The sequence below is a fragment of the Plantactinospora sonchi genome, from assembly GCF_036422035.1.
GTDB classification, from domain to species: domain Bacteria; phylum Actinomycetota; class Actinomycetes; order Mycobacteriales; family Micromonosporaceae; genus Plantactinospora; species Plantactinospora sonchi.
On sequence record NZ_JAZGQK010000002.1, the window covers coordinates 158,954 to 182,535 of the forward strand.

The following is a 23,582-nucleotide window of genomic DNA, read 5'->3' on the forward strand; positions in this document are numbered from 1 at the left end:
TCGCGAGCCGTGATCACCTGTCGCGGTGATTCCCGGCCCGGGTTTCCGGTCCGCCATTCCGGGCAGAGCGGTGGAATGGCGCATACCGACCGGGAGGAAGCTGCGGTGACCGTCACGCCGTACGAGGACGGGCCGCTGTTGATCCGTGGCGACTTCCTCCTGCGGACCCCGGACGGGGAGATCATCGAGGCGGGACGGGACACCGTGGCGCTGTGCCGCTGTGGCAGGTCCGGGATCAAGCCGTTCTGTGACGGAAGCCACCGGGTTGTCGGCTTCCGTGCGGGTGCCGCCCCGGACCCGACCCCGGCCGGGGAATGCCGACTCCGGCCGGCTACCGGGCCGCGTCGTACCGGCCCCGACGGGTGAGCTGCCGGGAGGTCGTCTGCCGCGCCGGGGCCGGCCGGAAGGCGGTCTGCCGCGCGGGGGTCCGGTGGGCGGCGGCCTGACGGCGGGCGGCCTGACGGCGGGTCAGCTCACGCTGGCTGTGGGCGGCGACCCGGAGTCGCCGGCCGCCGTAGCGCACCCCACCGGCAGCCAGGCGCAGGCCGACCGCCAGCCAACCGCACACCGCGCGTTCCAGCACCCAGACCGGAGCCAGCAGGGTCGCGCCGACCGGGAAGACCGCCGTACCGCCGGCCCGCCGACGACCACGCTCGGCGAGGGCCGTCACCGCCGCCGCCGCGCCGAGCGCGCCGACGGCGCCGATCCGCCGGCCGCTGGCGGCCAGCCCGGCCAGCGCCGGCCCGACGGCCAGGAAGAGCAGCAACCGGGCGGGCTGGGCCAGGTCGTCGTAGGCCTGCCGGACCCGCTGGGACCAGAACCGCCGGCTGGCCGGCGGCAGCCGGCGTACGTAGAGTCCGGCGGGCGCCAACTCCACACCGCCGTACCCCCGAACGGTCCGGATCAGTTCGAGATTCTCGAACAGTACGTCGCCGTCGTAACCGCCCATCGCGTCGAACGTCGACCGACGGATGCCGAGGGTGCCGGGGTAGTCGGCACCGAGAGCACGGTTGACCAGCGAACGACCGGTGTCCCAGCGGGCGTGCCAGGGCAGCGGGCGGAAGTAGTTCTGCGGGCGGACGAGATCGGCGCGGTCGAGGAGCCGGGCGACCGCGTCGAGGCTCCGGTTGTCGTACCGGACGTCGTCGTCGGCGATGATCACCTTCTCGTGCCGGGCCAGCCGCAGCCCGGTCAACACCCCGTTGACCTTGCCGTTGGCGTACCGGAACCGGGAATCGGGCGGTACGTGGCGGACGTGTCGACCCCAGCGGGCGGCGTGCCGGGCGAACAGGGCGGGTGCCGACCCGTCCACCACGGTCACCTCGACCCGCCGCGAGAGCCAGCGCAGATATCCGGTCAGCTCGGTCAACTCCGCCTCGGCGGCCGGACCGGCACCGTCGTACCGGCGTAGCGGCAGGACGTACTCGAGTGACCGGTTCACCGGACCGCCAGTGCTCCGGCCCGCAGCGCGCTGCGTCCACCGGCCCAACAGGTCAGCAGGTGCTCGGCGAAGATCCGGTCGAGGGCCAGGCAGCAGGCCGCACCGAACCAGATCTCCGGCACCGCCCAGGGGTGCTCGGCGGCGAACGCACCGCACAGGTCGTGTGCCGCGATCTGTTCGTGCACCGCGTCCGCCTCGACGTGCTCGTCGTAGAACCGTGTCGCTTCCGGGTCGCCGCCGAGCCGCCGCAGACCGTCGCCGTACCGGCGGTTCGGCAACGACGAGGTCATCTCGAACGCCGCGAGATGCCCGAGCAGGGCGCCCCGCCAGCGCCGGTGCAGGCCGAAGAGCGAGATCAGGTTGTTGATGGCCAGGGTCTGCGCCGGTACCGCGTCGAGGTAGCGGCCGTACCGGTCGTCCAGGCCGAGCCAGCGCATGGTTCCCCGGAACAGCGTCGCGTGCATCCGGTCCGCCCGGCCGCCGCCGTACTCGTCCATCTGGATCTCGACCAGCGCGGCCTTGGCCCGCCCGGTGAGCCGGGGAATGCCCCAGGTGTGCGGGTCCGCCTCCTTCAGGTGGTAGATCGAGCGGTGTACGACGAACTCGCGGAACCGCGCCAGGTCGGCCCGTCGGGCCAGTTCCACGGAGAGCGGCGGCCCGTCGTCCGCCGCCGCGACCAGGGCGGCGAGGGCGCCCGGCAGCCCGTCCGGGGTGAGTCGTGGTGGCGCGCCGACCAGGTGACGCAGTGCCCGCTCGAACCCCGCCTCGGCGGCCGAGCGGACCGCGATCAGGGACGGCTCCCACTCCCACCGGTCGTCGACGCCGTGCCAGCCCTGGTAGTGCAGTTCGTAACAGACGAACAGCAGCAGTTGCAGGTCCTCGTCGCGCAGCGGGTCGGTGCCGGTACCGGCCGTCCACGGCGGATATCCGGCGTCCCCCACGGCGGCCAGCGGCGACGGCGACGCTCCCGGGGTACGCCGGAGCGCCTCGATCACCAGCTCGGAGAGCGGGCCGCGTGGTTCGGGAAGGGGTGCCGCGGTGGCGGCGGAACGACGATCGACTGGGCGCATCGGGGACTCCTGCCGGATGACCTCGCGCCGGATGCCCCGCCCGGTGCGCGGTAAACATCGCGCCGGGCCCGGCCGGCTCCTACAGCAGGCCGGCGCTTCCGGCGATGGCGGCGGCCTCGGCCTTGGACGAGACCCGGAGCCGACGCAGCAGGGACGCGATCAGCCTTTTCGCCGTCCGCTCCGAGACGTGCAGCTTCTCGGAGATCTCCGTCGTGCTGTTACCCCGGGCAATAAGCTGCAGGAGCAGACGCTCCTGGTCGTCGAGCCCACCGGCGACCGGTGCGTGACCGGGCCCCGGGGCCACGAGCGCGCCGAGCAGGTCGGCGGGGAGAACCGCCCACCCGTTCAGGACGGCGAGCAGCGGCGGCAGCAGCTCCTCCGGCTCGCTGCTCTTCGGCAGGTAGCCCTCGGCGCCGGCCCGTAACGCCTCCACCGCCATGGTGGTGTCCGCGAGGCCGGACATCGCGACGATCCGCAGGCCGGGACTGGTCCGGCGGATGGCCGCGATGGCCCGGACCCCGCCGGGCTCGGGCATGTGCAGGTCGACCAGGGCCAGATCGGGCAGACAGCGACGGATCAGGCCGGCGGCCGACGCCGCGTCACCGGTCGACCCCACGACCCGGGCCCGCCCGTCGCTGCTGGCCGGAAGAAGCAGCTCCAGCCCACGTACGAACAGGGGGTGGTCGTCGATCAACGCGACGCGGATGGTGGCCGAGACGGTCACTCGGGCCGGTTTCCCCGGTACGGGCTGATCATGCCGGAAAAGGGCAGAAGTGCACCTCGGCGGTGGTTGGCGACAACAGGCGTACCGACGGTCGTCGGCGCGCTCGGTGTCACCGCGCTGCTGCTGGCCGGTCTGGTGGCAATGCTGACGGCGCTCCTCGACGTCATGACCACGCTGCTGCTGTGCCTGGCCGGACTGCTCGCCGCGGATCTGCTGCTCCGGCTCCGGTCGCTGCTCCGGCGACGCCGGGCGGCCGCCGCGCCGGAGTCCGCCACCGAATCCGTCCTGCTCCGGGTCCTCTGCCACGAACTGCGGTCACCGGTCGGCGCCCTGACCGCGCTGACCCGGACCCTCGCGGACGAGCGGAGGCCGGTACCGGCGTCGGACCGGCGGCTGATGCTGAGACTCGCCCGCGAGCAGGCCGCGCACCTCGACGGGTTGTGGCGGCAGGCGGTGGACTGGACGCGGGGCGTGACCACCGGCGGCGAGCCGCGCGTTCCGCTGGACCGGGTCCTGCCGGCGATGGTCGCGGCCTGGCCGGCCGACCGGGTCCGGTTGTCGGTGAGCCGGGCGGCGGGGCACCGGCCGGTGGACGCGCAACGGGTCCGTCAGGTGCTGGTGAACCTCGTCGGCAACGCCCTGCGCCACGGCCCCGCCCACGGCCAGGTACGGCTCACCGCCACCGTCCGGGCGGGTGACCTGGTCCTCGTGGTGAGCGACGAGGGTCGGCGGTATGCCGGCCTGCGTGCCGCGCTGCGTCGAACGGTGCCGCCGACCGGGATGTCCGGCCTCGGGCTCTGGATCGTCCGCCGACTGGTCGACACCGAGGGCGGCAGCATCCGGGCGTACCCGCTCCGGCCGTCCGGGGCGGCGGTCGAGGTCGTGTTCCCCGCCGATCGACGGCGCCGGGGCCGGGGGTGGTGGGCGGCTGCCCGGCGGCCTGGCCGAGGCTGGCCCGGCTGGGCCACCGGTTGGCCCGCACGGGTCGGCATCCGGGGTACCCGGGCGGTGTCCGCATTCCGCCTGACAGGGGGACATCGTGTTCAGTCACATCAAGGATCTGCAGTTCGAGGCGAAGCCCGACGGCCCTGACGCCGCCTTCGCCCGCCGCCTGCAAGAGGTGCTCGGCGGCAAGTGGGGAGAGATGACGGTCGCCAACCAGTACCTCTTCCAGGGCTGGAGCTGCCGGCTGCCGGGCAAGTACAAGGACCTTTTCCTCGATGTCGGCACGGAGGAGATGGGGCACGTCGAGATGATCTGCACGATGATCGCCCGGCTGTTGGACAGTGCCCCGCTCTCCCTTCAGGAGGCGGCCGCCGAGGACAACCCGATGCTGGCGGCGATCTACGCCGGGTCGAATCCGGCGCACTTCATCCACGCCGGTGGCGGACCCCTGCCGGCGGACAGCAACGGCGTGCCGTGGAACGGGTCGTTCATCACCGCGAGCGGTAACCTGCTCGCCGACTTCCACCTCAACGTCACCGCCGAGGCGCAGGGCCGGCTGCAGGTGGCCCGGTTGTTCAACATGACCGACGACCCGGGCGTCAAGCAGATGCTGCGCTTCCTGCTCGCCCGGGACACCATGCACCAGAACATGTGGCTCGCCGCGATCGAACAACTCAAAGAGGACGGTCTGGAGGAGATGCCGGTACCCGAGGCCTTCCCGGACGCCGAGCAGGAGAACCAGTTCGCGTACCAGTTCATCAACTTCTCCGCCGGCGAGGAGTCGGCCGAGGGCCGCTGGGCCTCCGGCCCGAGCCCGGACGGCAAGGGCGAGTTCAGCTACCAGGCGAAGGCGAAGGCGTACGCCGGGGCGCCGACGCTGCCGCCGGGCGACCCGCGACTGCAGAGCACTCCGCCACCCACGGTCGGTTCGTTGCTCGAGTCCGGCAAGAAGCGCCGCTGATCCGGTCGTTCCGCGTACCGCGGGGTCGGTTTCCACTCCTCGCACCGGGGCGTCCAGGAGAACGGGGCGCCCCGGTGTGGTCCACCTTGGGAGGACTCCATCATGGTTGAACTGCTCGCCCGTCCGCTGGCGGACGCCTTCATGCAGGTCGGGGTCTTTGTCGCGGTGCTGGTCGCGCTCTTCGGCTGGCTCCGTTGGCGGTACGGCGACCGGGTGACCGACGGATTGACCCGCCGGCCCCGACTCGGCCCGCTGGTCGGCGCCCTGCTCGGGGTGAGCCCCGGCTGCGGCGGCGCCATCATCCTCATGCCGCTCTACGCCCGGGGCAAGGTCTCCTTCGGTACGGTGGTGGCCGCGCTCGCCGCGACCATGGGCGACTCGTCCTGGCTGGTGATCGCCGCCGATCCGGCGTTCGCGCTCCGGATCCACCTCCTGCTCTTCGTGGTCGGCCTGGTCACCGGGTACGCCGTCGACCTGCTCGGCATCGATCCGGCCCGGGCGCTGCCCGCCTGGTGGCGGCGGGTCCGGCGGCAGTCGTCCGGCGGGTCCGGTCGACCGGCCGACCCGGCCCCGGTCGACGGGGGTGTCCGGCCCGTCCCGGCGCCGGTGTCGGCGTCCCGGGTCCCGGCGCCCGCCGCCGGACCGGACGGTGTCGGCTCGTTCCGCCCGAACGCTGTCGGGTCACCCGGGCGGAGCGCTGTCGTCGTCCCGGTCGGCTCGGGTGGTGGTGGCGTACCGGTCCGGTCCGCCGGTGTGGCGCCGGCCGGGGTGGCCGCCCTGGCCACGCTCCCGGTCGTCGACCGGCGGCCGGTCGAACGGAAGCGCACGATGTCGGTCGCCTTCTGGGGGCTGACCACACCCGCCTTCCTGATCTCCGTTCCGATCGCCTTCCACCTGGTCGATCCCACCCTGCTGCGCGTCCCGTTCGGCGGCATCGACCCGTACCTGGCCCTCGGCTGTGCGGGCACGCTTGTCGCGCTGCTCATCTTCGCCGTCGGGCGGGGCCGGTTCGCCGACGACACCGTGGAGACGGCACACCCGACGAGCCTCCGGGAAACCCTGCGGCACAGTGCCCACGAGGCGTCGTTCGTCACCGTGTGGGTCGCCGTCGCCTACCTCGGCTGGCAGATCCTCAGTACGGCCACCGGCTTCGACGGCTCACAGCTCGGCTTCGCCGGCGTGCTCGGTGTCCTGGTCGGCGCGCTCGTCGGACTGATTCCCGGCTGCGCCATCCAGATCGTCTTCACCGGCATCTACATCAGCGGTGGGCTGCCCCTGCCGACGTTGGTGGCGAACGCGATCAGCCAGGACGGCGACGCGCTCATCCCACTGGCGGCGCTGCGGCGTCGGGCCGCCGGGCTGGCGACCCTGATCACCACCGTGCCGGCGATCCTCGTCGGTCTCGGAGTACTGCTCTTCCTCACCCTCTGAGCGGGGCTGCCGACCGGTGTCCGGATCTTCCTCACCCGCTGAGCGGGGCTGCCGACCGGTGGTCGGGTCTTTCTCACCCGCTGAGCGGTGCCGACCGGCGTCCGATCGGACGGCCCGTCCGCCGGCCAACTCGCGCGATCCGCCACCGCGCAGCCGAGCCTGGTGTCCGTACTGACGGTTCTGACGCCGTTCGCCGTGCCGGTGGTGCCCGCCACCGGCACGGCGAACAGGGTCGTGGCGAAGGAACGGCGGCGCGGCGCCGACGCGTTGCCGCCCGGCCCGTGCGCGGTACCGGGAGGCGATCGCTACCGGTCTGCGGTCAGTCCCGGTCGGCGTGCGATTCACGCCAGTCGCGTACCGCGTCCCGCACCCGGTCGAACACGGCCAGCGGCGGGCCGGCGAGCAGGTTCGCCGACGCGGACTCGCCGCTGTGCGGGTGCGGCCGGGTCGGCGCGGTGGCCTCGGCGGCCCGTACCGCGCCGGCCATCCGGGCCAACTGTGCCTCGGACATGCTGCGTCGCAGCGAGGGGAACTCCTCGTTCTCCTCGTGGCTGGCGTGCTGCATGACCGCGTCGGCGAACTTTGCCATCCGGGCGTCGAAGTTCGGGTGGTCGACGCCCATGTCGTACAACTCGGCCAGCTCGCGCTTGGCCTGGTCCTCCTCCTGGAGGCGCTGGTCCACCACCTGCTGGCCACGGTCGATCTTCTTACGCGCGCTCGGGTGCACGACGATCTCCTCGGCGCTCTCGTGCACCGCCAGCAGGCGGACCAGGGATTCGAACAGTTCCCGCTTCTCGGCACCCTGCGCCCTGCCCAACTGGCCGAACAGCGTCTTGATCTGATTGTGCTGGTCGACCAGGAGGTCCACCACGTCCCGTTGTTTCGTCGCCGTCATCGCCGGCCACCTCGCTTCCGTCGTGGTTGATAGCCCTACGGTTCCCCGAACAGGCGCCTTCATGTGGGGTCAGCGGGGCGGGGGTGGCGGATGTGGGTGCCGTGCCGGGTGAAGCGGCGGCGGCGACGTTCTCCTGTGCCTGACGGGCATCCGACGGCCCCGGGCAGGCGACCGCGGCGGCGTCAGGGGGACGAATGTGCCCAACGTGGGACAGCTGTCTGTTGCTCGTCCGGGTTGTCCCGGCGCCGCACGGAGCGGCGCCCTGTCCACCAGACCGGCGAAGAGCCGACGCTCGACGTGCCGGCAGCGGGCCGGCCCGGTGTTCAGGGTCGCCGTGGTTCGGGATCGCTGCGGTTCAGGGCCGCAGGCCGAGGACGTCCTCGACGTCGGCCAGGTGCAGGATGCGGCGGGTGATGCCGTGCACGTTCCGGACCGCGAGCCGGGTGCCGGTCTCGGTGGCCCGGTGCCGCGCGGCGAGCAACGCGTGCAGCCCGGCGGCGCTGAAGAAGGTGACCTTGTCGAGGTCGCAGCAGACCTGGTCGTTGCCCTCGACGGCACGGACCAGCGAACGTTGCAGCAGCGGCGCGGTGACCACGTCCACCTCGCCGACCGCGGAGATGACCGGCAGACGGTTTGCCCTGGTCGCCGGGCTGACGTCCGACCCGGTGCTCTCGAGATGGTGACGGACGGTCAGTGGTGTGCCGGTGAGGCGGAAGGCCCCGGACGATCCGGAGCGATTGGCGGACAGCCTGGAACGTTCCGGCGCCGGACGGATGCCGTTGGCGGCAGCCTTTCTGGGGAGCGGGTGTTCGGACACGAGGCACCAGCCTCTCTCGACTGAGCGAAGAGCAGGATGGGCACTTGGCTTGACCCGGAGTCAATTGTACGGAGGTGCCCGCCGGACTGACCAGGCCGGGCGTCCTCCACCGGGAATCGTGGCACGTTCCAGTCGGGAAACGTGTACGTGCCGACCGGCGGACGTGTGGCAATCCCGACCAGGTCAGGGCAGCTCCGGTCAGAGGTGGTGGCACCGTTTCGAAGCGGCTCGTCCGGCGCCGCGGAACGTGTCGGACGCGCTCTCGGCAATCTCGTCGTATCCTCGGAAGGGATGGCGCCGTCACACCTGGATCCCGTTGACGCGCTCGTCGAACTGGGTCAGATCAAGCTCGGCGAGACGGATCTGCATGGTGTCCAGGAGTCGATCGTCGGGTTGGCGAAGCGGGCCGTTCCGGCCGCCCGGGAGGTCTCGGTCACCCTGGTACGTGGTGCCGAGGCGCAGACCGTGGCCGCCACCAGCCCGGTCGCGGTGAGCCTGGAGGAGTGGCAGTACCAGCGCGGCACCGGGCCGTGCCTGGACGCCGCCGAGGCCGGTCGCACCCTCTCGGTGCCCGACACCTCGGTCGAGGTCCGCTGGCCGGACTGGGCGGCCCGGGCCCAGGCCGAGGGGATCCGCAGCCTGCTCTCGATCGGACTGCCGGTGCAGGACACTGTCGTCGGCGCCCTCAACATGTACGGCGCCAGGCCGGAGGCCTTCGACGAGGAGTCCATCGCGCTGGCCCGGGCGTTCGCCGAGTACGCCGCCGTGGCGCTGGCCAACGCCCACCTCTACGAGACCACCACGACCGTCGTACGCCAGTTGCAGACCGCAATGGAGAGCCGGGCCGTCATCGAGCAGGCCAAGGGCATCATCATGGGGGAGCGTCGCTGCACCGCCGACGAGGCGTTCGCGCTCCTGGTCAAGGTCTCCCAGAATTCGAACCGGAAGGTCCGGGAGGTCGCCGCCGCGCTCGTCACACAGGCCGGCCAGCCTCGATCCGGCTGACCCGCGCGGACGTCGGCCCGACGGATCAGTCGGCCCGACGGATCAGAGGTCTCGGGAAGGAGAGAGCGTGCGGGCCCCACCATCGCCACGGATAAGCCGGCCGGCCATGTACCACCGCTGGGACCGGATCACCTTCCTGCACTGGCGGTACCCGCCAGAGGTGATCGGGTCGATGCTCCCGGCGGGCCTGGAGGTGGAGACCTTCGACGGCTCGGCCTGGGTCGGCCTGACCCCGTTCCTCATGCGCGAGGTCCGGGCACCGCTGGTGCCGGCGCTGCCCTGGCTGTCGCGGTTTCCCGAGACCAACGTCCGGACGTATGTGCGGGACGGGCGAGGGCGTACCGGAATCTGGTTCCTGTCACTGGACGCGGCACGGTTGCCGGCGGTGCTGGCCGCCCGGGCGACGTACGCCCTGCCCTACTACTGGTCACGGATGTCGGTACGGGTGGACGGGGAGCGGGTCGGTTACCGCTGTCGCCGCCGGTGGCCGGGACCGGCGGGGGTGCGCTGCGATGTCGACGTACGGCTGGGGCCACCGTTGACGGAGGAGGAGCGGGACCCGCTGGCGCACTTCCTCACCGCCCGTTACCGGCTCTTCACCCGTATCGGCGGCCGGCTCGCCACCGCCGAGGTGGCGCACCCCGACTGGCCGTTGCAGCACGTGGAACCGCTCCGGGTCGACCAGGACCTGCTGGTCGGGGCGGGTCTGCCCGCGCCGGAGGGCAGCCCGCTGGCCCACGCCTCCCCGGGCGTGCCGGTCCGGGTCGGACTGTGGCACCGCTGACCCGCTGACAGGCCGACCCGCAGCCCAGGGGATCCGGTGCCGGGTGTCCGGTGCCGTGCCGTCTGCCGCCGGAGCCGAGCTGGCGACCCGGGCCGGCGGCGTGACGGCGTGCGCGCCGACGGTCAGCGCTGGTGCGGTGTCCGGCCATCCAGCGGCAGCCGGAACACGTGTCCGTGCGAGGGCACCGCGCAGCCCTCGTTGGACACCTCCTCGGTCCAGTACACGGATTCGTCCTCGACAATTCCCGAGACGCTGATCTCGACCGGTTGCCACACGCCCGCGCACCCGGCGCCCAGGGGTGGGATGGCGTCGATGTCACCCTTGACCGCCTCGATCTCGGCGCAGGCCTGCACCGGGTACGGGTGTTCGTTGCCGGGCCCGTCGCAGCGGAGCAGGACGACGACCGGCTCGGTCCGCTTGCTGGGGCCGGGGCCCTTGGGGGCGCCGATCACCACCTGGAGTGACGTGACCGCCGGGGCGGCCGGGTCGACGGTGCTGGCGCTGGCGGTGCCGGTGGGGAACCCGGCCACCACGCCGAGTCCCACGACGAGCGCGCCGAGGGCGGCAGCGAGCTTTCTCATCTCTCCTCCGCTCATTGATTTAGATCGATGCAAATACATTAACTCAGCGTTTCGGTAGCGTGTCGCCCCGTTTCGTGGCCGCCGCTGCCGTCGGCGGCCCAGCCGTCGTCGTGACCGTGGTGGTGGTCGTCGCCGTGGTGGTCGCCGCTGTCGGCTCCCCAGTTCGTGCCAACAGGAATTCGCTGGTCAGTAAGGGTGACCTGAGCCTGCCTAGGGTGAGTCCGGTCCGTTCCCGGGTGCCGGGGACCGACCGGCGAACCGAATCAGGGAGGAAAGCCCGTGCGTCTGTCCAGGATGGCCATCGTCGGCGTACTCGCGCTGGCCGTGCTGTCATCGACCGGATGTGGAATTTTCGGCGGCGCCGACGGGGCGAGCGGCTCCGGCTCGGGTTCCGCACCGGCCGGCGGTACGGCCGGCGGTGAACCGGAGCCGCTGGGTGGCATCATCGCCACCCGGGAGATCGAGGTCGAGGAGAGTGGCCGGATCGTCCCGGTCCGGGTCGAGCTCCACCAGCTCCGCCGCGACAACGGTTTTGTCACCGTCAACCTGCGGATGACCAACACCGGCCCGGAGGGCGGGCAGCGCTGGCAGGTCGCGGACGAGTTCGCCGGGGAGACGGTCGGCCACACCATGGCCGGGGTGTCGCTGGTCGACCGGAAGAACCGCAAGCAGTATCTGGTCGCCCGGGTCGACAACCCCGGGGCCGGCCAGAACAACCAGGAGCAGTACCTCTGCTCCGCCGACCTCGCCGGGGTGTTCGTCCAGCCCGGTCAGTCGGTCCAGCTGTACGCCGTCTTCGGTGCCCCGCCGGACGAGGTCCGGGCGGTCGACATCGTGGTGCCGAACGTGCCGGTCTTCGAAAATGTCCCGCTCGGCTGACCGGCGGGCCGGGCGCCCGCCGATCGTGGCACGACCGGCCCCGACCCGGATCGCGGTGCTCGTCGGTGCGGTGCTCGCGATCGAGGTGGCGGTGACCTGCCTCGCCCCGACACCCGCCCACGCGGAGCCGACCGGCCCGGCGTCGACCGGTCCGGGCGGCCTGGTCCTCGCCCGCGCGGAGCCGACCGGCCCGGCGTCACCCGCCAGGGTCGTGCCCGGGCCCGAGCTGCCCGCCGGTGCGCAGGTGGTCGCTCCGGTCGTCGACCTCGCCGTGCCGGCCGTCGGCCTGGCCGCCCCGACCCGGGACATCTACGTGCAGAGCGGTGACCTGGACGGGAACAACCGCGAGGCGGAAACCGACCAACGCGTCGAGCTGACGCTCAACGCCGACGTGCTCTTCCGATTCGGCAGCGACGCGCTGTCGCAGGCGGCCCGGGAACGGCTCACCACGATCGCCGAGCGGCTCCGGACCCAGGCCAGGGGAACGGTGCGGATCGACGGCCACACCGACGCGATCGGCGACGACGCGTCGAACCGGGAACTGTCCCGACGGCGCGCCGAGGCGGTCCGGGACGTGCTCCGCGAGGCGCTGGCCGGTACGGCGCTCGATTTCGAGGTGCACGGGCACGGCGAGAGCCGCCCGGTGGCGCCGAACGTCCGGGACGGCCGGGACAACCCGGCGGGTCGGGCGCGGAACCGGCGGGTCGAGATCCGCTTCGACCGGTGACCGGCCGACCTCACTAGGCTCGGCGGGCGTGACCTGGTCACGTCGCGCGACACGTCGTACGAGGAGAACCTGATGATCTTCATTACCGCGAAGTTCCGAGTGCTGCCGGAGTACGCCGACCGGTGGCCCGAGATCGCCGCCGAGTTCACCGCGGCGACCCAGGCCGAACCCGGCTGCCTCTGGTTCGAGTGGTCCCGCAGCGTGACCGACCCGACCGAGTACGTCCTGGTCGAGGCGTTCCGGGACGGCGACGCCGGTGCCGCCCACGTGCGGTCGGAGCACTTCCGGACGGCGCAGCGGACACTGCCGCCGCACCTGGCCGAGACGCCCCGGATCGTGAACACCACGATCCCGCAGGACGACTGGTCGGAACTCGGCGAGATGGCCGTACCCGAGCGGAACTGAGGTCGTACCCGGCCAGGCGGAGCCGGGCGAGCGACAGGGGCCCCTTCCGGTACCGGAGATGACAGGGAGGGGCCCCTGGCACACCTCAGCCGCCCTTGTGCAGGCGGTCGTCGATCAGGGCGGCCTCCTCCGGGCTGGGCGTGCCGCCCGCGACCGGGACGCCCAGTGCCGAGGCGAGGTCCCGCCAGTGGAGGTCGATCGCCGACTCGACCAGCAGGGCGAGTTCGTCCAGCGCCACCCGCGCCCGACGGACGGCGACGAACATCAGCGCTCCGCCGATCACGGCGCCGGGCCACCAGCCGGCGCCGAGCAGGAGGTACAGCACGGACCAGCCGCCGAGCACCGCGGCGGCGTCGAACCGGCCCCGCGCGTTGCCGACCGGGGCGTGCACCTCGTCGCCGGTGAGCAACCAGACGCGGGGCCAGACCAGGGTGGCGCTGATCCGGTACTGCGCCTGGATCCGGGCCTCGACCAGGCGCAGCCGGTCGCCCATCCAGGTGGGCCGGTGCGGCAGGTACGCCCGTACCGACTCGATGCCGTGTCGCCGGGCGGTGGCCAGCGAGCGCTGGTAGCGGGACCAGCGCCGTTGCCGTAGCCCCAGCCGGGCCGGGAGCAGGTGCCGTTCGCGTAACCAGAACCGTTGGAGCAGGGTCCCCAGGCCGCGGGCGGTGACGCCGAGCAGGCCCGCCGACCCGACGGCGAGAGCGACCTCCACCACCCACCGGACGGGCTGACCGCGCCGCCGGGACACCGCACGTTCGACGGCGGTGACCAGGGCGTCCAGGTCCAGTGCCTGGGCATGGCCCAGGACGATCCCGCACCCGCCGAGCAGCAGCAGGAGGGCGCCGGGCAGCAGGACGCTGACGATCCAGCGGGAGGCGATCCGGTTGCTGATCTCGGTGAGCAGGCCGATCATCGCCGGTCCGGCGTCATCGGCGCGTCGAAGGCCGCGCAGTCGGGCGGGTGTCCCTGCGGATCGCGGCCGGCCGTGCGGCCGCAACGACCCACCGGGCACCGGTAGCTCCCGGTGCCGACCGGTCCGACCGGGGACGGTCCGGGAAGTCCGGCCATCGCGACACCGCCCGGCTCCGACCAGGTACGCCAGGTGGCGGGATCCGCTGTCGCCAGCCACTTCCGGTACGCCGACAGAACCGAGCCGCCGGAACGGACCCGGGCGACGTCCCGGTCGAGCCGCCCCGCCGCGCCGGCCCTGGCCGCCTCCGCCCGCAACGCCGGCAGGTTCTCGCACCACAGACCGAGCGCCTCGTCCTCGCTGGTCACCGATCCGTCCACTGTGTCTCCCGTCCGCCGTCGACCGCCGTGCACCTCCGGATCGGACCATGGTGGCAGACCTGGACAGCGACTAGCATCAACGCGTGGACCGCCGACGGGACGCGCCGCTGCGCGAGCTGCGCGCCCGGCTCGACCGGTTCCTGGCCACCGGGGACGTGGCCGGGTTGTCCGGCCCCGACGTGGACGCGCTGGTCATCGCCGTGAGCACGGAGACCACCGGTGACTCCGCCGACTTCCTCGACGTGGTACTGCTCCTCGGCTGGCTCCGGCTGGGCAGCGAAGGGCTGCTGGCGCCGGGGGCGCCGTTGCCCGACCTGCCCACCACGGCCCAGCTGCTGGCGCCGGTCTACCGCACCGCGCCGCAGAGCCTGCCGACGCTGCTGCTGGTCACCGTGGGACTGCTCACCGGTCAGCCGAACTACGACGCGCCGCAGCGGCTCTTCGGCAGGGCGGTCAACCTGATGACCCACGGCCGGACCACCGGTGACGTGGTGGCGGTGAGCCAGGCGATCAACCTGTTCCTCGACGCGGTCGAGGCGTCGCCCGTCGACAGCGCCGACCGCGCCGGCATCCTGAGCAACGTCTGCCTCGGCTGGCTCACCGTGTACGAGCTCACCAACGACCGGTCCGCTCTCGACCACGCGGTCCGTACCGGGGAGGAGGCGGCCCAGGCACTTCTGTCCACGTCGGAGCACCGGGCCGAGACGCTGAACAACCTCGCCGTCGCCCTGCGTATCCGGACCCACCACACCGGCGACCACGGTGACCTGGACCGGGCCGTCGCACTCTTCGCGGAGTCGGTCGCACGGACCGCACCGGACGACGCCGAACGGGCCGTCCGGCAGAACAACCTCGGGATCGCGTTGGGGGTCCGGTTCGAGCGCCTCGGCCAGCCCGGCGATCTCGACCAAGCGATCACCGCGCTCCAGCAGGCGCTCGACGGCACCGGCCCGCACCGGGCGCAGCGGCCGGGGTTCGCCGGCGACCTCGCCTACCACCACTGGGTCCGCTACCAGCACACCGGTGACCGGACCAGCCTGGACCGGGCCGCCGAACTGTTCGAGGTGGCCGCCACGTCCCGGGACGACGGGTTCCGGCAGCGCGCCCGGGCCTACCTCGACGCCGTCCGGCAGGAGCAGACCAACCACCCGGGCCCGTCCCGGCACCGGCCGTGAGGGTCGGCCGCTGGCCGCGCAGGAGCGGGTACCGGTGACCCCGGCGGAGCGGGAGGACCTGATCAGACAGGCCGAGCAGGCGTACGGAGCGGCGCTCGACAGCGACCTGCCCGACCGGTACCTCCGGGCGGTCGAGGCGCTGCGCCGGGCCCTGACGGTCACCCCGATCGGGCATCCGGACGGCGTCTGGTGCCGGTTGTCCCTGGCCGCCGCCCTGGAGACGGTGTTCCTGCACGCCGCCGAACCGGCCGCGCTGCACGACGCGGTCGCCCTGCTGGACGAGGTGGCGGCGGCACTGCCCAGCGGCGACCCCGAGCGGGCGGTCGCCCTCGCCAATCTCAGCGGCGCGCTGGGCCGACGGTACGGCTACCTCGGCGAGCCCGGCGACCTCACCCGGGCGATCGACCTGGTCCGGGAGGTGCTGGCCGCCCGGCCCTACGACGCCGCACTGCTGGCGAACCTCTGTGTGCTGCTCACCAGGAAGGGTGACCTCGACGAGGCCGTCGACGTCGGCACCCGGGCGGTCGAGTTCGCCCCGCCCGGCACCGTGCAGCGGATCGGCGGGCTGGTCAACCTCGGCCTGGCACGGCGGCACCGGTACCTGCTCCGAGGTGACGTCGAGGACGTCGACGCCGCGATCGACCTGCTCCAAGAGGCGTTGGACCTGACCCCCGGAGAGACGTCCGACCGGGCCACCATTCTCGGCTCCCTGGTCGACGCCTGGCGGGACCGGTTCGGGGCCCGTGGTGACCGGGCCGACATCGACCGGGCGGTCGACGCCGGTCGCCTGCTCGCCCGACTCGGTCCACAGTTCGCCCAGCGGGCCGCCGACTTCCGTACGTCGCTCGGTATCTGCCTGCGGATCCGGGCCGACGCCTACGACCGTCCCGAGGACCTGACCGAGGCGTTGACCCACTGGCGTACCGCCGCCACCTCGACCGGGCCGGTCCGGATGCGCATGATCGCCGCCACGCTGGCCGCGCTCACCCAGAGCGAACGGGGGCGGTTGGCCGAGTCCGTCGAGGACCACGCCACCGCGATCGGGTTGCTGCCGCTGCTCACCTGGCGGGGACTGGACCGGACCGGCCGGGAGAAACTGCTCGGCGAGTATCCGGGGCTGGCACCGGCCGCCGCCGCGTCGGCGATCGCGGCCGGATCGCCCGAACGCGCCGTCGAACTGCTGGAACAGGGGCGCGCGGTGCTGTGGCGCCAACTGCTCGACGCCCGGACCGATCTCACCGCCCTGCGGCAGGCCCACCCCGACCTGGCCACCCGACTCGACCAGGTCCGGCGGCGGCTCGACGATCCGGCGCAGGACGCCGACGAACGCCGTCGGCTGGCCGACGAGTGGGAGCATCTGCTGACCCGGGTCCGGGGGCTGGACGGGTTCGCGCGCTTCCTGCTGCCGACGCCGTACCCCGAACTCGCCGAGGGTGCCGAGGGCGGCCCGGTGGTGATCGTCAATGTCAGTCAGGCCCGCTGCGACGCCCTGGTGGTGATCGGATCCGGGGTACGGGTGATTCCGCTGCCCGCGCTGACCTGGCGGGACGCCGCAGACCGGACGGTGGCCTGCCTGACCGCCGTCGACCGGCTGGTCCGGACCGGAGACCCGACGGCCCGGCAGGCGGTGTTCGCCTGCCTGGAGTGGATGTGGGACAGCTTCGCCCGGGACATCCTGACGGTGCTCGGCCACACCGGCACGCCGGTCGGGCGGTGGCCGAGACTCTGGTGGTCGCCGACCGGGCCGCTCAGCGCCCTGCCGGTGCACGCCGCCGGCTACCACGATCCCGAAGACGGTGCGGGCGGCGAGAGTGTGCTGGACCGGGTCGTGTCGTCGTACACGCCGAGCCTCGGCGCGCTCAGGCACGCCCGGCGCCCCGGCGGCACCCCGGTGGCGGGGCGGCTGCTCGTCACCGCGCTCCCGGACGCACCGCCGTACCTGCCGGCGGCGGGACCGGTCCGGCACGCCCGTACCGAGGTCGACCTGCTGGTGTCGGGGTTTCCGGGACCGTGCGACACGCTCGTCGGAGCGGAGGCCACCACCACGGAGGTCCTCCGTGCGCTGCCGGAGCATCCGTACGTCCACTTCGCCTGCCACGGCGGGCAGAACCTCTCCGAACCCGGAAGCAGCGCCCTCTACCTGTACGACAAGCCGCTCCGGCTCGCCGATCTGGTCCGACTCGACCTCGGCGCGGCCGAACTCGCGGTGCTCTCGGCCTGCGAGACGGCCCGTGGGCGGGTGGACCTGCTCGACGAGGCGAGCCACCTCGGCGCCGCGTTCCACCTGGCGGGGTACCGGCAGGTGGTCGCCACGCTATGGCCGGTGGCCGACCAGATCGCCCCGGAGATCGCCGCCGCGGTCTGCCAGGATCCCCGGGACGCCGCGCGGGTTGTCCACCGCTGCCTCCGTGACCTGCGGCGGCGGTACCCGGACGACCCGATGACCTGGGCCTCGTACCTGCATCTCGGTCGGTGACCGGGCCTGAAGCCGGCCGACGGATGACCCGGTGTACGGGTTCGTGCTGGTCTAGGGTGGTTACGGTCGCCCTCGCCGGTTCACCGGCCGGTGGGTGGCGGCGGAAGGAGCGCCGGACAGCCATGCAACTCGGTCTGCAGATTCCCAACTTCACCTGGCCGAACGGCCCGGCCGGACTCGGCGCCGACCTCGCCGCCGTCGCCCGTACGGCAGACCAGGTCGGCTTCGGCTACCTTGCGGTGATGGACCACTTCTTCCAGATCCGTGGAGTGGGTCCGAGCGAGGCGGAGATGCTGGAGGCGTACAGCACGCTCGGCTTCCTCGCCGCGCACACCGAGCGGGCCACCCTGCTGACCCTGATCACCGGGGTGCACCACCGGCCGCCCGGGCTGCTCGCCAAGACCCTGACCACCCTGGACGTCCTGTCCGGCGGGCGGATGATGGTCGGCATCGGGGCCGGCTGGAACGAGGAGGAGTCGCGCGGTCTCGGTTTCCCGTTCCCGCCACTGGCCGAGCGGTACGAACTGCTCGAGGAGACGCTGCGTTACCTGCTGCAGATGTGGTCGGACGACGACGGCCCGTTCGTCGGCCGTCACGTCCGGGCGGACCGCCTGCTCAACTCCCCACCCCCGCTGACCACACCGCACCCGCCGATCATGATCGGCGGTGGGGGAGAGAAGAAGACGCTGCGGCTGGTGGCGAGGTACGCCCAGGCGTGCAACCTGTTCAACACTCCGGAACTGGAGCACAAGCTCGACGTACTGCGGCGGCACTGCGAGGCCGAGGGTCGGGACTACAACTCGATCACCAAGACCGTGTACCAGTTGCTGGACGTCGGGGACAACGGGGAGAAGACCGGCGAGTTGGTCGAGGAACTTCACCGGCTGCACGATCTCGGTTTCGAGATGGCCATCGGTGCCGTACCGCAGTTGCCCCGGCTGGACGTCCTGGAGCGGATCGGCACCGACGTCATCCCGGTGGTCAGGCAGTTCTAGCCGCCGACGGTCGGCGCCGGTACGGCAGGTCGCGCGACCCCGACGGAGCCGAGGCAACCTCTCGTTTTGCCTTCCGCCGGTCGGTCACGGTGGCAACATCACCTGGTGGAAGGGCACCTCGGAACACCTGGCAGGGGTGCCCCGGCCGCGCCGACCCGGCCCGGCCGGAGGGGAAGGAGACCGCCATGGGCGACATGCGCAGCGGCAGCACCACGAACGACCTGGCCGGCGTCACCGCCACGGACCGGTCCAGTGCGCCCGGCCTGGAACGGGCCGGCGCTCCGGAGGCGGCTGCCCGCTCCGGTTCCAAAACCGGGGCGTTCGGCCAGCGGCTCCGGGGCCGGCCGGTACCGCTGGCGGCAGCGGCGGCTGTCGCGGCGGTGGCCGGCGTGGTGGTCGAGCGCCGGCGGCGGAAAGCCGCCCGGCAGCGGGCCGAGGGCTGGAACGTCGACCGGCTGATCCGGTTGGCCCGCCCGGTGGCCCCGTGGTGGTCAGCGGCGGCCGGCTCGGTACGCCGTGTCTCGGGGTCCCGGTTCGCCCAGAACGCGATGCGCCGGGGACGTTCCTGACCCGGACGTCAGGGGCGCCCACCTCGTGGGCGTGTACGCCGGCACCGCGACCGGCGCGCGGATGGCCGAGACGGTGGTACCCGCCGGCCCGCCGGTCGGCCCGGGTCAGCGGGATCCCGTCGGCTCCGCCGGACGAGGTGGCGGCCGGACCCCGACCGCCGGCAGGATCGCCTGGTCGACGATGGCCGCGAGGAGTCGCCGGTCCGGTAGTTGGCCGTGGTCCGTGGCGTGCTTGAGCACCAGGGCCTCCCCGATGTCGGACACCACCGGGGTTATCAGGGTCGGGTCGAGCTGCCCCCGAGCCGCGTAGTGCAGCAGCACGGTACGGGTGAAGGTGCCGCCCCGGGCGTCGAAGACCCGGGTGTAGAGCGCGTCGACCAGGTCCGGGTGGCGATGCCGTTCCATCATGATCATGACTACCGCGTTGGCTGCCGGCGTGGTCATCCAGGCGACGAGCTGTTCCAGGGCGCGGATCAGATCGCCGCGCAGGTCGTCCGCTCCCGGGGTCGGGGCCTCCTGCGGGTGCGCGTCGTGCAGCGCGTCCAGCAGCAGTTCCCGAGGTGAGGGCCAGCGTCGGTACAGCGAGGTCTTGGCGGTCGCCGCCCGCTTCGCGATGCCCTCCATGGTGAGGCCGCCGACCCCCACCTCGGCCACCTCGGCCAGCACCGCCTCGTGGATGGCCCGGATCAACTCCGCCCCGCGTCGCCGGCCTCGTCCGGCCGCCCCGCCGGGCTCGTTCTCGCGCATGCTGACTCCCGCCGAAGAAACGCTTGCGTATCTTAATGAGCTGCGTTTAGATACGAGTGCGTAGCTTATTTGCTGCTCTTCTTCCGGCGATTGTGCCGGGCGGCCGTCAGACGGCGGCCGCCGAGCCGACCCTTCAGCAGAACGGGGTGGACCATGTCCAGAACCGCCAGTCGCGCGGCGCGGGAGGCGCCACCGACCGCGCAGCCGGCCACGCCACCGACCGTGCCACCGACCGACCGGTCCGGGCCGGTCGTCCGGTCCCTCGCCCCGGACCTCGCCCGGGGAACGATGTTGCTGCTCATCGCCCTGGCCCACGCCCACATGTACCGCTACGGCGAACCGACCGGGTTCCGTGGCTACGCCCTCGACGGCAGCCCGGCCGACCAGGTCGTCGCCCTGCTCCAGGTGCTCTTCGTGGACGGTCGCGCCCTGCCCATGTTCGCCGCGCTCTTCGGGTACAGCCTGGTCCGGCTGGCCGACCGGCGCGCCGCCGCCGGCGAGGACTGGCCGCAGGTACGGGCCCTGCTACGGCGACGCAGCCGGTGGCTGATCGCCTTCGGCCTGGTCCACGCGCTGCTGCTGTTCTTCGGCGACATCCTGGCCACCTACGGGCTGCTCGGACTGCTCCTGGTCGGCATGCTGCGCGCCCGGGACCGTACCCTGCTCCGGGTCGCCGGCCTCTGGACGCTGGTCTTCATGGCCGTCGCCGTCGTACCGCCGTTCGGCGTCATCGAGAACGGGTCGACGCCGCTGCCGACCGGGGTCGAGTCCCCGGTCGAGGCACTCGGCGCCCGGCTGCTCACCTGGACGTTCCTGACCCCGATGCTGGCCCTGGACGTGGTCACGCCACTGCTGCTCGGCATCTGGGCGGCCCGCCGCCGACTGCTCGACGAGCCGGGCCGGCATCGCGCCCTGCTGCGCCGGACCGCCCTGATCGGCATCTCGGTAACCGTGCTCGGCGGCGCCCCGCTGGCCCTCATCGACGCCGGGATCTGGACCGGCTGGACGGCGGCCACCGCCGTACCGGCGTACGTCCTGCACAGCCTGACCGGGATCGCCGGCGGGCTCGGCTACGCCGCGCTGGCCGGACTCGTCGCGCGCCGGAGAGCCGCCGCACCCGGCCGGGTGGTCACCGCGCTCGCCGCCTGCGGACAGCGCTCGCTCACCTGCTACCTGCTCCAGTCGGTGGCCTTCGTGCTGATCTTCGTCCCGTACCTCGGCGGGCTCGGTGGACGGATCGGCGACGCGGGCGCCTCGGCGGTCGCGGTCGGGGTCTGGCTCGGCACCGTGCTGCTCGCCGACGCGATGCGCCGCGCGCACTGGCGTGGCCCGGCCGAGGTGCTGCTGCGCCGGCTCAGCTACCGGTCCGGACGCCCGGCCGGGGAGCGGGAACGGGCCACCGTGCCCGGCTGAGCCCCGCCGGTCGGTGGTCGGTGGCACCGGGACGCCGGATCGGGGCCGACTACTATCGTGATCTCAGCGGCCCGTCGCCGGAGCGTGCGAGGGCCGGATCTCGGGGCAGCCGGACGATCCAACTCGTCAGGGCCCGACCAGTTGATCGAGGAAGGGGCCACGGTGGCGGCCACAGAACGTACTCTTGTCCTGCTCAAACCCGACGCGGTCGCGCGAGGCCTGACCGGGCGCCTGGTGCAGCGGTTCGAGGACGCCGGCCTGAAGATCGTCGGCCTGAAGATGAAGCACATGGACGCGGACTTCACCCGGAAGCACTACTTCGACCTCGAGGAGCGCTTCGGCAAGGGTGTGTACGACGCCACCGCCACCTACATGCAGCAGGGGCCGGTCATCGCCCTGCTGCTGGAGGGGGTCGACGCGGTGGCCAACGTCCGCCGGATGATCGGTACGACCTTCCCGGCCCAGGCCGCGCCGGGCACCATCCGGGGCGACTTCGCGCACATGTCGAAGACGTACGCCGAGGGCACCGGCAAGGCCATCGCCAACCTGGTCCACGCCTCGGGCAGCGTCGACGAGGCGAAGTACGAGGCGCAGCTGTGGTTCGCCGACGAGGAGCAGTTCGACTACCAGACCCTCGCCGAGCGGTACGTCTTCTAGCCCGGAACCAGGCGGGGGGGGGGCGCGCCCCCCCCCCCCCCCGGGGGGGGGGGGGGCGGGGCCGCCCCCCCCCCCCGCGCCCCGGGGGGGGATCGTCTTAAGCCCCGTCACCCCGGGGGGGGCCCGGGCCCCCCCCCCCCGGGGGGGGGCCCCCCGGGCCGGCGTCAGCCGACGGAGGTCCGCCGGGTGGTCCGGTGACTGCGCATCGCGTGTTGGAGGACCGCGATCAGCACATCCTTGCCGGACTCGCGCTCCCGGGCGTCGCAGAGCAGCACCGGTACGCCCGGATCCAGGCTCAGCGCCTGCTTGACCTCGTCGAGCTGGTACCGGCGGGCCCCCTCGAAACAGTTCACCGCGACGATGAACGGTGTGCCGTGCTTCTCGAAGTAGTCGACGGACGGAAAACAGTCGGCCAGCCGTCGGGTGTCGGCGAGTACCACCGCGCCGATCGCGCCCAGTGACAGTTCGTCCCAGACGAACCAGAACCGGTCCTGCCCGGGGGTGCCGAACAGGTACAGCACCAGGTTCTCGTTGATGGTGATCCGGCCGAAGTCCATCGCCACGGTCGTGGTGTTCTTTGCCTCGACCCCGGAAAGGTCGTCGACGCTGACCCCCTCCTCGGTGAGGACCTCCTCGGTCCGCAGCGGCCGGGTCTCGCTGACCGCGCCGACCAACGTCGTCTTGCCGGCCCCGAACCCGCCCGCGATCAAGATCTTGACCGCGGTCGGTACCGCCTCGTCGGACACCCCGGGCCCGTCCTGCCGGTCAGAGTGCGCGTAGCCCATTTATCACCTGTTCAAAGATGCGGTCGTCGGTCAGGACCGGCGTCGGTCGTGGCTCGACGACCCGGACGATGTGCCGTTCGAGCAGGTCGCCGAGGAGCACCCGGACGGTGCCGAGCGGTAGATCCAGATGCGCGGCGACCTCGGCGACCGAGAGCCGCCGCTGGCAGAGCGTCACGATCGCCAGGTGTTCCGGACCGAGCCCGATGTCCCGGCCGGTGACCCGGCGTACCGCGGTCACCTGGGAGATCAGGTCGAACCTGCCGGTCACCGGCCGGGCTCTGCCCCGGGTCACCGCGTACGGCCGCACCACCGGGCCGGCCTGTTCGTCGACCCAGTGCACCTCGGGAGGATCCTCCGGGGCGGTCATGTGGCTGTCATGGTCGGTCGGCCGGTTGCTCGGCCGACCGGCTGGTCGAGGCGAGGTACTTGCCGGCCCGGGTCACCAGCATCGCCATCTCGTACGCGATCAGGCCGACGTCGGCGTCCTCCTCGGCCAGTACGGCCAGACAGGCACCGTGTCCGGCGGCGGTGACGAACAGGAACGCCGAGCGCCACTCGATGATGGTCTGCTGCACCGGACCGCCACCGAACCGCTTGCCGGCACCCCGGGCCAGACTCTGTACGCCGGACGCCACCGCGGCCAGGTGTTCGGCGTCGTCCCGTTCGAATCCCCGCGACGAGGCCATCAGCAGGCCGTCGACGGAGAGCAGGATCGCGTGCTGGGCCTGTTTGACCCGGCCGACCAGGTCGTCGAGCAACCAGGTCAGGTCGAGGTTCGACGCTGTCTTGTGCACGGGTTGACTGTCC

General features: G+C 72.6%; 27 protein-coding genes. 15 read left to right on the plus strand and 12 right to left on the minus strand.

Going from position 1 to position 23,582, the window contains the following annotated elements; all coding sequences use genetic code 11:
* Nucleotides 1-105: 105 nt before the first annotated feature.
* Nucleotides 106-366 carry a CDGSH iron-sulfur domain-containing protein gene (locus V1633_RS02920; RefSeq protein WP_331212551.1) on the plus strand — a complete coding sequence of 87 codons (261 nt, stop codon included), beginning with the start codon at nt 106-108 and terminating at the stop codon, nt 364-366.
* On the opposite strand, the gene V1633_RS02925 is transcribed toward V1633_RS02920, so the two are convergent.
* The 3 genes from V1633_RS02925 to V1633_RS02935 all read right to left on the minus strand — a co-directional run bounded on the left by V1633_RS02925 (nt 332) and on the right by V1633_RS02935 (nt 3,235).
* On the minus strand, nt 332-1,441 hold the full coding sequence (locus V1633_RS02925; RefSeq protein WP_331212552.1) for a glycosyltransferase: 1,110 nt from the start codon (nt 1,439-1,441) through the stop codon (nt 332-334). The genes V1633_RS02920 and V1633_RS02925 overlap by 35 nt on opposite strands.
* The gene (locus tag V1633_RS02930; protein ID WP_331212553.1) at nt 1,438-2,511 is read right to left on the minus strand and encodes an iron-containing redox enzyme family protein; all 1,074 of its coding nucleotides are present in this window, start codon (nt 2,509-2,511) and stop codon (nt 1,438-1,440) included. Before V1633_RS02930 ends, V1633_RS02925 begins: the two co-directional genes overlap by 4 nt.
* Nucleotides 2,512-2,590: 79 nt before the next feature.
* Nucleotides 2,591-3,235 carry a response regulator transcription factor gene (locus tag V1633_RS02935; RefSeq protein ID WP_331212554.1) on the minus strand — a complete coding sequence of 215 codons (645 nt, stop codon included), beginning with the start codon at nt 3,233-3,235 and terminating at the stop codon, nt 2,591-2,593.
* A gap of 66 nt (nt 3,236-3,301) precedes the next feature.
* Here V1633_RS02935 and V1633_RS02940 point away from each other — a divergent pair, with 66 nt between their 5' ends.
* The 3 genes from V1633_RS02940 to V1633_RS02950 all read left to right on the plus strand — a co-directional run bounded on the left by V1633_RS02940 (nt 3,302) and on the right by V1633_RS02950 (nt 6,572).
* On the plus strand, nt 3,302-4,327 hold the full coding sequence (locus V1633_RS02940) for a sensor histidine kinase (RefSeq protein WP_331212555.1): 1,026 nt from the start codon (nt 3,302-3,304) through the stop codon (nt 4,325-4,327).
* Entirely contained in the window at nt 4,275-5,141 is an 867-nt protein-coding gene (locus V1633_RS02945; RefSeq protein WP_331212556.1) for a manganese catalase family protein, read from the plus strand. Before V1633_RS02940 ends, V1633_RS02945 begins: the two co-directional genes overlap by 53 nt.
* A gap of 102 nt (nt 5,142-5,243) precedes the next feature.
* Nucleotides 5,244-6,572, plus strand: a complete 1,329-nt coding sequence (locus V1633_RS02950; RefSeq protein WP_331212557.1) for a putative manganese transporter — start codon at nt 5,244-5,246, stop codon at nt 6,570-6,572.
* Between the two features lie 319 nt (nt 6,573-6,891).
* Here V1633_RS02950 and V1633_RS02955 read toward each other — a convergent pair whose 3' ends face one another.
* Together V1633_RS02955 and V1633_RS02960 are read right to left on the minus strand one after the other, a co-directional pair.
* Nucleotides 6,892-7,467 carry a hemerythrin domain-containing protein gene (locus tag V1633_RS02955; RefSeq protein WP_331212558.1) on the minus strand — a complete coding sequence of 192 codons (576 nt, stop codon included), beginning with the start codon at nt 7,465-7,467 and terminating at the stop codon, nt 6,892-6,894.
* Nucleotides 7,468-7,822: 355 nt separating this feature from the next.
* Nucleotides 7,823-8,284, minus strand: a complete 462-nt coding sequence (locus tag V1633_RS02960) for an STAS domain-containing protein (RefSeq protein WP_331212559.1) — start codon at nt 8,282-8,284, stop codon at nt 7,823-7,825.
* A gap of 291 nt (nt 8,285-8,575) precedes the next feature.
* Between V1633_RS02960 and V1633_RS02965 the strand changes: the two genes are divergently transcribed.
* Together V1633_RS02965 and V1633_RS02970 are read left to right on the plus strand one after the other, a co-directional pair.
* Nucleotides 8,576-9,289, plus strand: coding sequence for a GAF and ANTAR domain-containing protein (locus tag V1633_RS02965; protein WP_331212560.1), 714 nt, complete (start codon nt 8,576-8,578; stop codon nt 9,287-9,289).
* Nucleotides 9,290-9,356: 67 nt separating this feature from the next.
* The gene (locus V1633_RS02970; RefSeq protein WP_331212561.1) at nt 9,357-10,073 is read left to right on the plus strand and encodes a YqjF family protein; all 717 of its coding nucleotides are present in this window, start codon (nt 9,357-9,359) and stop codon (nt 10,071-10,073) included.
* Between the two features lie 122 nt (nt 10,074-10,195).
* Here V1633_RS02970 and V1633_RS02975 read toward each other — a convergent pair whose 3' ends face one another.
* Nucleotides 10,196-10,654: an SSI family serine proteinase inhibitor gene (locus V1633_RS02975; RefSeq protein WP_331212562.1), complete on the minus strand. Its 459-nt coding sequence runs from the start codon at nt 10,652-10,654 to the stop codon at nt 10,196-10,198.
* Between the two features lie 279 nt (nt 10,655-10,933).
* On the opposite strand from V1633_RS02975, the gene V1633_RS02980 reads away from it, so the two are divergent.
* From V1633_RS02980 to V1633_RS02990, 3 genes are all read left to right on the plus strand, one after another.
* On the plus strand, nt 10,934-11,533 hold the full coding sequence (locus tag V1633_RS02980) for a hypothetical protein (protein WP_331212563.1): 600 nt from the start codon (nt 10,934-10,936) through the stop codon (nt 11,531-11,533).
* Nucleotides 11,534-11,558: 25 nt separating this feature from the next.
* Nucleotides 11,559-12,260 carry an OmpA family protein gene (locus tag V1633_RS02985; protein ID WP_331212564.1) on the plus strand — a complete coding sequence of 234 codons (702 nt, stop codon included), beginning with the start codon at nt 11,559-11,561 and terminating at the stop codon, nt 12,258-12,260.
* A 72-nt stretch (nt 12,261-12,332) separates the two neighbouring features.
* Nucleotides 12,333-12,665: a putative quinol monooxygenase gene (locus V1633_RS02990; protein ID WP_331212565.1), complete on the plus strand. Its 333-nt coding sequence runs from the start codon at nt 12,333-12,335 to the stop codon at nt 12,663-12,665.
* Nucleotides 12,666-12,750: 85 nt separating this feature from the next.
* Here the strand turns inward: V1633_RS02990 and V1633_RS02995 are convergent, their stop codons facing one another.
* Together V1633_RS02995 and V1633_RS03000 are read right to left on the minus strand one after the other, a co-directional pair.
* The gene (locus V1633_RS02995; RefSeq protein WP_331212566.1) at nt 12,751-13,581 is read right to left on the minus strand and encodes a hypothetical protein; all 831 of its coding nucleotides are present in this window, start codon (nt 13,579-13,581) and stop codon (nt 12,751-12,753) included.
* Nucleotides 13,578-13,958, minus strand: coding sequence for a hypothetical protein (locus tag V1633_RS03000; protein WP_331212567.1), 381 nt, complete (start codon nt 13,956-13,958; stop codon nt 13,578-13,580). The genes V1633_RS02995 and V1633_RS03000 overlap by 4 nt, the downstream gene beginning before the upstream one ends.
* A gap of 83 nt (nt 13,959-14,041) precedes the next feature.
* Here V1633_RS03000 and V1633_RS03005 point away from each other — a divergent pair, with 83 nt between their 5' ends.
* The 4 genes from V1633_RS03005 to V1633_RS03020 all read left to right on the plus strand — a co-directional run bounded on the left by V1633_RS03005 (nt 14,042) and on the right by V1633_RS03020 (nt 19,173).
* Nucleotides 14,042-15,133, plus strand: a complete 1,092-nt coding sequence (locus tag V1633_RS03005) for a tetratricopeptide repeat protein (protein ID WP_331212568.1) — start codon at nt 14,042-14,044, stop codon at nt 15,131-15,133.
* Nucleotides 15,134-15,167: 34 nt separating this feature from the next.
* On the plus strand, nt 15,168-17,609 hold the full coding sequence (locus tag V1633_RS03010; protein ID WP_331212569.1) for a CHAT domain-containing protein: 2,442 nt from the start codon (nt 15,168-15,170) through the stop codon (nt 17,607-17,609).
* A gap of 122 nt (nt 17,610-17,731) precedes the next feature.
* Complete coding sequence (locus V1633_RS03015; RefSeq protein WP_331212570.1) at nt 17,732-18,604, plus strand: LLM class F420-dependent oxidoreductase; 873 nt, start codon at nt 17,732-17,734, stop codon at nt 18,602-18,604.
* A 185-nt stretch (nt 18,605-18,789) separates the two neighbouring features.
* Nucleotides 18,790-19,173, plus strand: a complete 384-nt coding sequence (locus tag V1633_RS03020; RefSeq protein WP_331212571.1) for a hypothetical protein — start codon at nt 18,790-18,792, stop codon at nt 19,171-19,173.
* A gap of 105 nt (nt 19,174-19,278) precedes the next feature.
* Here the strand turns inward: V1633_RS03020 and V1633_RS03025 are convergent, their stop codons facing one another.
* The gene (locus V1633_RS03025; RefSeq protein ID WP_331212572.1) at nt 19,279-19,920 is read right to left on the minus strand and encodes a TetR/AcrR family transcriptional regulator; all 642 of its coding nucleotides are present in this window, start codon (nt 19,918-19,920) and stop codon (nt 19,279-19,281) included.
* Nucleotides 19,921-20,073: 153 nt separating this feature from the next.
* On the opposite strand from V1633_RS03025, the gene V1633_RS03030 reads away from it, so the two are divergent.
* Together V1633_RS03030 and V1633_RS03035 are read left to right on the plus strand one after the other, a co-directional pair.
* Nucleotides 20,074-21,333, plus strand: a complete 1,260-nt coding sequence (locus tag V1633_RS03030; protein WP_331212573.1) for a DUF418 domain-containing protein — start codon at nt 20,074-20,076, stop codon at nt 21,331-21,333.
* 162 nt (nt 21,334-21,495) lie between these two features.
* Nucleotides 21,496-21,990, plus strand: coding sequence for a nucleoside-diphosphate kinase (locus tag V1633_RS03035; protein ID WP_331212574.1), 495 nt, complete (start codon nt 21,496-21,498; stop codon nt 21,988-21,990).
* A 164-nt stretch (nt 21,991-22,154) separates the two neighbouring features.
* Here the strand turns inward: V1633_RS03035 and V1633_RS03040 are convergent, their stop codons facing one another.
* From V1633_RS03040 to V1633_RS03050, 3 genes are read right to left on the minus strand one after another with little or no spacing between them, the layout of a single operon-like run.
* Nucleotides 22,155-22,775, minus strand: coding sequence for a GTP-binding protein (locus V1633_RS03040; RefSeq protein ID WP_331212575.1), 621 nt, complete (start codon nt 22,773-22,775; stop codon nt 22,155-22,157).
* Nucleotides 22,756-23,142: a DUF742 domain-containing protein gene (locus V1633_RS03045; protein ID WP_331212576.1), complete on the minus strand. Its 387-nt coding sequence runs from the start codon at nt 23,140-23,142 to the stop codon at nt 22,756-22,758. The genes V1633_RS03040 and V1633_RS03045 overlap by 20 nt, the downstream gene beginning before the upstream one ends.
* Nucleotides 23,143-23,149: 7 nt before the next feature.
* Complete coding sequence (locus V1633_RS03050) at nt 23,150-23,569, minus strand: roadblock/LC7 domain-containing protein (RefSeq protein WP_331212577.1); 420 nt, start codon at nt 23,567-23,569, stop codon at nt 23,150-23,152.
* Nucleotides 23,570-23,582 lie beyond the last annotated feature (13 nt).